This is a genomic window from Micromonospora sp. NPDC049799 (assembly GCF_040656655.1).
Lineage (GTDB): Bacteria > Actinomycetota > Actinomycetes > Mycobacteriales > Micromonosporaceae > Micromonospora.
On the sequence record NZ_JBFAMU010000249.1, the window covers coordinates 1 to 7,373 of the forward strand.

6 protein-coding genes and 1 pseudogene are annotated in these 7,373 nt (G+C 74.6%); 4 read left to right on the top strand and 3 right to left on the bottom strand.

What is annotated here, in order from left to right:
• Positions 1-281: pseudogene (locus AB0I76_RS18610) on the bottom strand (polysaccharide biosynthesis protein); the annotation flags it as partial.
• 169 nt (positions 282-450) lie between these two features.
• On the opposite strand from AB0I76_RS18610, the gene AB0I76_RS18615 reads away from it, so the two are divergent.
• The gene (locus tag AB0I76_RS18615; protein ID WP_357036685.1) at positions 451-1,206 is read left to right on the top strand and encodes an FkbM family methyltransferase; all 756 of its coding nucleotides are present in this window, start codon (positions 451-453) and stop codon (positions 1,204-1,206) included.
• 43 nt (positions 1,207-1,249) lie between these two features.
• Here the strand turns inward: AB0I76_RS18615 and AB0I76_RS18620 are convergent, their stop codons facing one another.
• The gene (locus AB0I76_RS18620) at positions 1,250-3,439 is read right to left on the bottom strand and encodes a hypothetical protein (protein ID WP_357036688.1); all 2,190 of its coding nucleotides are present in this window, start codon (positions 3,437-3,439) and stop codon (positions 1,250-1,252) included.
• Between the two features lie 138 nt (positions 3,440-3,577).
• Between AB0I76_RS18620 and AB0I76_RS18625 the strand changes: the two genes are divergently transcribed.
• Both AB0I76_RS18625 and AB0I76_RS18630 read left to right on the top strand, forming a co-directional pair.
• Positions 3,578-5,296 carry a hypothetical protein gene (locus AB0I76_RS18625; RefSeq protein WP_357036700.1) on the top strand — a complete coding sequence of 573 codons (1,719 nt, stop codon included), beginning with the start codon at positions 3,578-3,580 and terminating at the stop codon, positions 5,294-5,296.
• Positions 5,293-5,460 (top strand): hypothetical protein, encoded by a 168-nt coding sequence (locus AB0I76_RS18630; protein ID WP_357036691.1) that lies wholly within the window; start codon positions 5,293-5,295, stop codon positions 5,458-5,460. Before AB0I76_RS18625 ends, AB0I76_RS18630 begins: the two co-directional genes overlap by 4 nt.
• Before the next feature lie 57 nt (positions 5,461-5,517).
• Here the strand turns inward: AB0I76_RS18630 and AB0I76_RS18635 are convergent, their stop codons facing one another.
• Positions 5,518-6,675, bottom strand: a complete 1,158-nt coding sequence (locus AB0I76_RS18635; protein WP_357036694.1) for a glycosyltransferase family 4 protein — start codon at positions 6,673-6,675, stop codon at positions 5,518-5,520.
• Positions 6,676-6,922: 247 nt separating this feature from the next.
• Between AB0I76_RS18635 and AB0I76_RS18640 the strand changes: the two genes are divergently transcribed.
• The gene (locus tag AB0I76_RS18640) at positions 6,923-7,333 is read left to right on the top strand and encodes a substrate-binding domain-containing protein (protein ID WP_357036697.1); all 411 of its coding nucleotides are present in this window, start codon (positions 6,923-6,925) and stop codon (positions 7,331-7,333) included.
• Positions 7,334-7,373: the final 40 nt, after the last annotated feature.

Genomic DNA, 7,373 nt, shown 5'->3' on the forward strand with positions numbered 1-7,373 from the left:
AGCGCGGCGGTGCGCCCGGCGAGCCGGGCCGAGCCGGTGGCTCCCTGCCGGGCGCGATGTGCCGCCACCGCGATCTGGAGACCGAAGCCGGGCACCGCCGCGATGGCCGCCAGGGCGAGCACCGTGGCCAGCGCGCCCAGGTCGGCGGGGGTGAGTCGACGGGCACCGAGGACCGGCACGACGTACGCCAGCGCGTTGGTCAGCACGGTGGCGACGGTGACGGCGACGCCGGCCGCGCCGAGCCGGACCACCGCGGTCCCGCCGCCCGCCGTCTGAGTCATGCCACCCCGCGTCTCCCTGCCGCCGCCCGAGCCGTACGTGTCGTGATCGGCGGACCGGTCGGGCCGACCGCCCGACCGGGGAGACGGTACCGGTCACCCGACCGGCCCGACAGCCCCGAACGGGCGACCCCCTGCCCCCGGGGGCGGAAAACGTCTAGTGTCCTGGCCCATGGCGTCGACGCAAGCGGTCCCGGCAGCGACCTCCGGGCTGGCCGCGGTCCTTCCCGAACGTCTCGTCGGCAACGCGATCCGATGGGTCTACCCCCGCGTGGAACCGGAACTGGCCCGGCTGGCCGAGTTCGTGCCGCGCGGCGGCACCGCCGTGGACGTCGGGGCCTGGTACGGGCCCTGGACGGCCCGGCTGCTCCGACGGGCCGACCGGGTGGTCGCCGTGGAGCCGACCCCGCCGCTGGCGCGGCAACTGCGCGCGGCCTTCCCGTCGGTCGAGGTGGTCGAGGCGGCCGTCTCCGACCACCTCGGCACCGCGGCCCTGCACCTGCCGGCGGGTGGCGCGATCGTCGGTACGTCGTCGCTGGAGGACGTGGGACAGGGCGATCCGGTCGAGGTCCGGCGGATCACGCTGGACTCGCTGGGGCTGACCGACGTGCGTTTCGTCAAGCTGGACATCGAGGGCCACGAGCTGCCCGCCCTGCGGGGAGCCGAGGAGACCGTGCGGCGTGACCGGCCGGTGCTGCTGATCGAGGTCGAGGAGCGGATCCAGCCGGTCACGCCGTTGCTGGACCTGCTCGCCGGCTGGGGCTACCGGGGGTCCGTGCTGCCGGGCCGCACCTGGATGCCGCTGGAGGACTTCGACCTCGGCGGGCACCAGCGTGCCGCGATCGCCCGGGTCGGCCAGAGCTTCGCCCGGCGGGTGGTCTGGCCGCGCCCGCGCTACGTCAACTCGGTGCTGTTCCGCCCGGAGTGACCGACGGCGGAGGCCGGGCGGCCGGCGCGGACGCCGGCCGCCGCTACTCCGGCTTGGGCACCGGATCACCGATGGCGACCTCGTTGGTGCAGAACGACACACCGTCGCCGGAAACGCTGAGCTCCGCCGTGTCCCCGCCGCCGACGATGCGGAAGAAGTGCTGGTTGAGGCCCGGCTTCACGGGGAAGGTGGCGGTGCCCGTGCCGAGGCGCAGGACGGCGGTGCCCGTGCCGGAGCTCAGGTAGCCCACCCGGACCACCCAGTGCCACTCGTCACGCGGCTTGTCCAACGGCATCCGGACGGTCTGGCCGGCGGTGACGCGGTAACCGCACGACGCCTCGGGACCGGGCTGGATGACGCTGCCCTGGATGGTGGCCTCCTGGATCCGGCCCAGGTGGTCCAGCACCGACGGCTTCTCGGCCTCGTCCACGAAGACCGGCCGGGCGCCGAACGACCGGAAGAAGCGCGACTGCTTGTTGTACGGGTTGGACAGCGCCGGGACGACGTTGTCCGGGACGGTGGTGTCGAAGAAGACCGTCCCGGGTGGGGCGCTGGCCATCTCGAGCTGGACGGTTTCGACGTACGTGCGGGCGGACTTGCGGGCCCACTCGTCGCCGTAGCGGGACGTCGTCCAGGCGGTGCCCAGGCAGACCGCCATCAGGACCAGGACCAGCATGACGGTCACCGAGTCGCGGTAGCGGGCGGGGATGGGCGCGAGCAGGTCCGCCGGCGGCGGCCCGCTGTCCCCCGGCGGCGTGCGGGACGGTACCGGGGCGGACGGTGGGGTGTCGCCGGCCGGCCGCTCCACGTCATCCGACCTCGGCCCACCCGGACCGGTGGCGTCGGGGACGGAGGCGTCGGGGACGGTGGACACCGGCTCGGGTTCCGGCTCCGGCTCCGGCTCGTCGTCCGCCTCGGCGTGGATGACGCCGGCCCGGGCCACCACGAGCGGCTTCTGCCGGGCGGCCGGCACCGTGGCGGTGACCGGCTGCGGCGCCGGCCGCGACTCGGCGGCGGGCGCGTCGTCCGCCGGCTCCGGCTCCGGAACCTCCGGTACGGCACCGGCCGCCCATCCCTCGGCCGGGCCGCGGGCGAGGCCGCAGAGCGCCACGCCGAGACAGAGCGCCGCGACCACGACCACGTCGCTGACGTACCGCGGCACACCGCCGGCGACGGCGCTGAACACCGAGCCCAGCCGGGTCGCGGCCAGGATCGTCGCCACCATGACCAGGTACGCGCCGAGCAGCACCCAGGCCCGGCCGGCGCGGCGGTCCCGTCGTACGGTGGCCAGGATCAGGGCCACCACCAGCACCCAGGCCAGCCAACTGCCCAGCTCCGGCGGAGCGGCGACCGGCGCGCCGTCACCGGCGCCCAACCATCGCCACGGACCGCCGACCAGACCGGGCAGCAGGTTGGAGCCGAGCATCTGCTGGAGGAAGGACAGCACCTCGCCCGGCGACTCCGGCCGGCGTAGGGACGACTCGGAGCGGGTCAGGTAGGCGGCCAGGAAACCCAGCGTCAGCACGGTCAGCACCAGCCAGGACTGCCACCAGCGGCGGACCGTGGTCCAGAGGGTGCGGACCACCCCACCCTCGGCGTAGAGCAGGGCGGTCAGCAGGAAGACCAGCGGTACGACCAGCACGGCCTTCTCGAAGAAGAACAGTCCGAGGAGCACCGACAGGGCCAGCGCGACCAGGTGCCGGCGGCGACGGGTCTGCACGTACGCCACCTGCGCGCCGACCGCGAGCACCATCGCGATCTGCATCGGCAGCATGTTGACCCCGACCGCCCACCACGAGGTCGCCTCCAGGGTGAGCGGGCTGAACAGCAGCACGCCCAGCGGCAGGAGCATCAGCCAGCCCGGTCGCAGCAGGCGGCGCAGCAGCCGGAGGAAGGCCAGCCCGAGGACGGCCTGCCCGATCGCCATGAGCAGCACGTACGGCCAGTAGGCCAGGCCGACGTACTCGGTCACCAGCCAGATCAGCAGCCGGCCACCGGGCATCAGGTGGTTGTTGTACAGCGAGAGCAGGTGCTCCGGCGTCAGCTCGGCCTCGCTGGCCTGGGTGATCAGGACGAAGTCGTCGGCGGCGAGGTAGCCCCGGGCGGCCAGCTGCGCCCGCCACAGCACCCCGATGGTGATCATCGCCAGCGCCACCGTGCGGAAGGGATCCCGCCCCAGCCACCCGTCGGCCTGCCCACGCGCGCCCGTCGTGGCCGCCCCCGTCATTGCCATGGCGGGAAGACTGCCACACCACGACCGGCATCCCCCATCAGGTCAACGGATGGTTCGCGGCGGGTACGCGCCCGCCGCGTACAGTGTCCGCCACCGGTGGTGGTGGTCGCGTACGGCGACGGTGGTGAGGACGGTCGGATGCGGGAACGGCTGGTGCCCCACGGCGTCGCCGCCGTGGTCACCGCGGTGGTCCTCGCGCCGCTGGCGCTGCCCGGGTACGTGCTCCGCTACGACATGGTCTTCGTGCCCCGCCCCACGCTGAGCTGGGAGGCGATCGCCCCCGTCACGGCGCTGCCCCGGGCCGTGCCGCAGGACGCGGTGGTGGCGCTGCTGGGCCAGGCGCTGCCGGGATGGGCGCTGCAACGGCTGGTGCTGGTGGCGATCGTCTGGTTCGCCGCGCTCGGCGCCGCCCGGCTGGTGCCCACCGACCGGACCGGGGTGCGGGTGGTCGCCGCCCTCGGGTACGCCTGGACGCCGTACCTCGCCGAGCGGCTGCTGATCGGGCAGTGGGGCCTGCTGGTCGCGTACGCCGCGTTTCCGTGGCTGGTGCGGGCGGCGCTGGAGGTGCGGACGGGCCGGCCGGGGGCGGCCCGGCGGCTGCTGCTCGCGGTGGCGGCGTCCGCGATCACCCCGACCGGCGGTGTGCTGGCTCTGGTCGCGGCCGGGATCCTGGTGCCCGGACGGTACCCGCGCGCCGGCCGGTCGACGGCCCTGGTGCTCGGATCGGCGGTGCTGCTCAACGCGCCCTGGCTGGTGGCCGGCGCGGTCAGCACCGGTACCGGCCGGTCGGACCCGGCCGGTGTGGAGGCGTTCGCCGCGCGGGCGGAGAACTGGGCCGGGCCGCTGGTCTCGCTGGCCGGCACCGGCGGCATCTGGAACGCGCAGGCCACGCCGGCCTCGCGGGCCTCGGTGCTGGTGCCGGTGGCGACCGTGCTCCTGCTCGCCGTCGCCGGCTGCGGGGTGCCGCTGCTGCGTCGGCGCTGGCCCGGGGCGTTCGCGGTACGACTGGGGGTGCTGGCGGGCGGCTCCTGGCTGGCCGCCGCCGTCGGCGTGCTGCCCGGTGGTGCCGCCGCCCTCGGCTGGCTGGTGGCCAGCGTGCCCGGCGCGGGCCTGGTCCGGGACGGGCAGAAGCTGCTGCTGCCGTACGCGTTGGCGCTGGCGGTGGCCGGGGCGCTCGGCGCGGAACGGCTGGCCGACCGGGCCGTCGCCCGCTTCGACGCGGTGACCGGTCGGGTCGTGCTGGCCGGGGCGGTGCTGCTGCCGGTGGCGGTCCTGCCCGACCTCGCGTTCGGCGCGGCGGGCCGGCTGCGGCCGGTCCAGTGGCCGGCGGACTGGGCGACGGTGGCCCGGCTGACGGCGGCGCGCCCAGGTCCGGTGATCTCACTGCCGTTCCAGGAGTACCAGCGTCCGGCCTGGAACCGGGACGTGGTGGTGATCGACCCGGCGCCCCGGTACCTCGCGGTGCCGGTGCTGGTCGACGACACCCTCTGGGTCGGTGGTCGTGCGGTGGCCGGCGAGGACCCCCGGGCGGCGCGGGTACGGATGCTGATCGCCGACGGCCGCCCGCTGGCCGCCGAGGATGTCCGATGGGTGCTGGTGCAGCACGTCCCGGGTCCGGCGCCGCGGGCGTCCGCGCTGGCCGGCCTGCGGATCGTCCACGCCGGACCGGACCTGACCCTCTACGAGAACCCGGTCTGGTCGCCGTCACCCACCGCGACCGGACCGGGACCGGTCGGATTGGCCCATCTGCTCGCCGGAGCGGTGATGATCGGCATCGTTCTTTCGGGCACTGCGCGGAGGCGTCGCCCCGTGATAGCGTCCCGGCACGCGAGTCCCGCGGAAGGAGAAGGTGGATGAAGAACCTGCCCGCGTTCGTCGCCGTGGGGGTACTCGGAGTCGTGCTCGGTCTGCTGCTGAGCGTCGGTCTGGCGAACGGTCTCGGCACGTCCGCGCAGGACGCCGCGGATAAGGCCGGCAACTCCAGCACCGTCGATCAGCCGATCGAGTACGGCGCTCGCTGAGCCCTGACGAACGAAAAGGCGCCCGCTGACGCGGGCGCCTTTTCGGCGTGGTCTCGGTCAATCCCGGGCGGCCGTCCCCGCGACCAGCTGGGCGAAGCGGGCACCGGCGGCGGTCCAGGTGAACCGGGCCGCGTGCTGCAACGCCGCCTCACCCATCGCCTTGCGGCGCACGTCGTCGGCGAGCAGTTCCCGGACCACCGACACGAACTCCTCCTCGTCGTCGACGAGCAGGCCGGTCTCCGTGTCGACCATCGCCTCGGCGACACCACCGGCGTAGCGGAACGCCACCGTCGGGGTGCTGCGGGCGGCGGCCTCCACGATCGTGAGCCCCCACCCCTCCTTGAGCGAGGGGGTGAGCGCCAGCCAGGCCGAGGAGAGCGCCGCGTGCTTCTCCTCCTCGCTGATGAAGCCGGTGAACCGGACGTGGTCGGAGATGCCGAGCCGCTCGGACAGCTCCCGTAGCGGCGTCTCCCACCAGCCCTGGCCGGCCACCACCAGTTCCAGGTCGGGCAGCTCGTCGACCAGCGCGGCAACCGCCCGCAGGGCGATCTCGACCCGCTTGTGCGGGACCAGCCGGCCGAGGACGAGCAGGGACGGGTGCGGCGTACGGGGCAGCGACGGGCCGGTGACCGGCGGGGTGCCGTTGGGCACGACGTCGATGCGCCCGGGGTCGACGCCCAGGTCGGCGAGCTCGTTGCGGCTCGCCCCGGAGACCGTCACGTACCGGCAGCGGCGGTACAGCCGCACCGCCAGCCGCGACTCGATCCACCAGCCGAGGCGAGCCATCAACGGGCCGAACACCACCGGCCACTGCTCGCGGTGCACGTGGTGCACCAGGGACACCACCGGCCGGCCGGCGTAGAGCGGGGCGAAGAACGGCACCCCGTTGCACACGTCGACCACCAGGTCGGGTCGGCCGTGCCCGCGCCGGCTCAGCGGGCCGAAGCCGAGGCGGCCGGCGACGCAGGTCAGGGCGGCCCGCGCGTACACGGACATGCGGGAGCCGCGGCGCAGGACGCGGACGCCCCCGTCGGTGGTGCCGGACTCGCCGGCCGCCTCGTGCGCCGCACAGAGCAGAGTCACCTGGTGACCGAACGTGACCAGCTCGGCCGCGATGCGTTCGATGTAGACCTCGGAGCCGCCGCCCTCCGGGTTGGTGGTGTCCCGCCAGTTCAGGAACAGGACGTGGCGCGAGGGGATGCCGGAGTTGTCCACGCTGCTCCTACCGACGAGTAAGCGGGCACGATCGCGCCACCCTAGGGCGGGCCGGGAGTGCTGCGCAATGGGTCACATCGTCAGCAAGATCGCCGGAGCGGGCCGGTCGAACGGGGGTTTGCCGACGGCGGAAAACCTTGGCAGGGTGTGCACCGCGACCCCGTACGGTGGCGGGCACCACATGCGCTGTCCCACCGACGGACGGTTGTGACCTGCGGCCGGACTCGCCGGCGCGGACATCGAGGAGGTGACCCGGGCGGTGTTGCGTGACCTCTCCGCTCCGGTGCGTGACCTCTTCCGCCGTTCCCCGGTGGTGCTGCTCAGCGCGGCCCTGGCCATGGTGCTGCTCGGCTGGGCGACGGTCACGTACGTCGCGTCCGAGCGGCGCGAGCCGGCCTGTCGCGACCAGGTGCGGCTGCGGCTGGCCGCCGCCCCGGTGGTGGCGCCGGCCCTGGACCGGATCGCGCGGGCGAGCGTCGGCAGCCAACCCTGCGTGTCCGTCGTCGTGGAGGCCCGCCAGTCCGCCGCCATGGTCCGGGACCTGGCCGACGGCGCGGACGTCGCCGACGCGTGGCTGCCCGAGTCGACGTTCTGGCTGCGCCGGCTCGGGTCCTCCGGCCGCCACCGTCCTATCAGACCACGAGCATGTCGGGCGTGACGGCCGCTTCCGTATCCGGGATCCCCAGGTCCCGGGCCCG

Excerpts from the sequence above, each read along its gene's own strand:
- AB0I76_RS18615 (WP_357036685.1), top strand. The coding sequence starts at position 451 with ATGGCGTCGACGCAAGCGGTCCCGGCAGCGACCTCCGGGCTGGCCGCG.
- AB0I76_RS18620 (WP_357036688.1), bottom strand. The coding sequence starts at position 3,439 with ATGGCAATGACGGGGGCGGCCACGACGGGCGCGCGTGGGCAGGCCGAC.
- AB0I76_RS18625 (WP_357036700.1), top strand. The coding sequence starts at position 3,578 with ATGCGGGAACGGCTGGTGCCCCACGGCGTCGCCGCCGTGGTCACCGCG.
- AB0I76_RS18630 (WP_357036691.1), top strand. The coding sequence starts at position 5,293 with ATGAAGAACCTGCCCGCGTTCGTCGCCGTGGGGGTACTCGGAGTCGTG.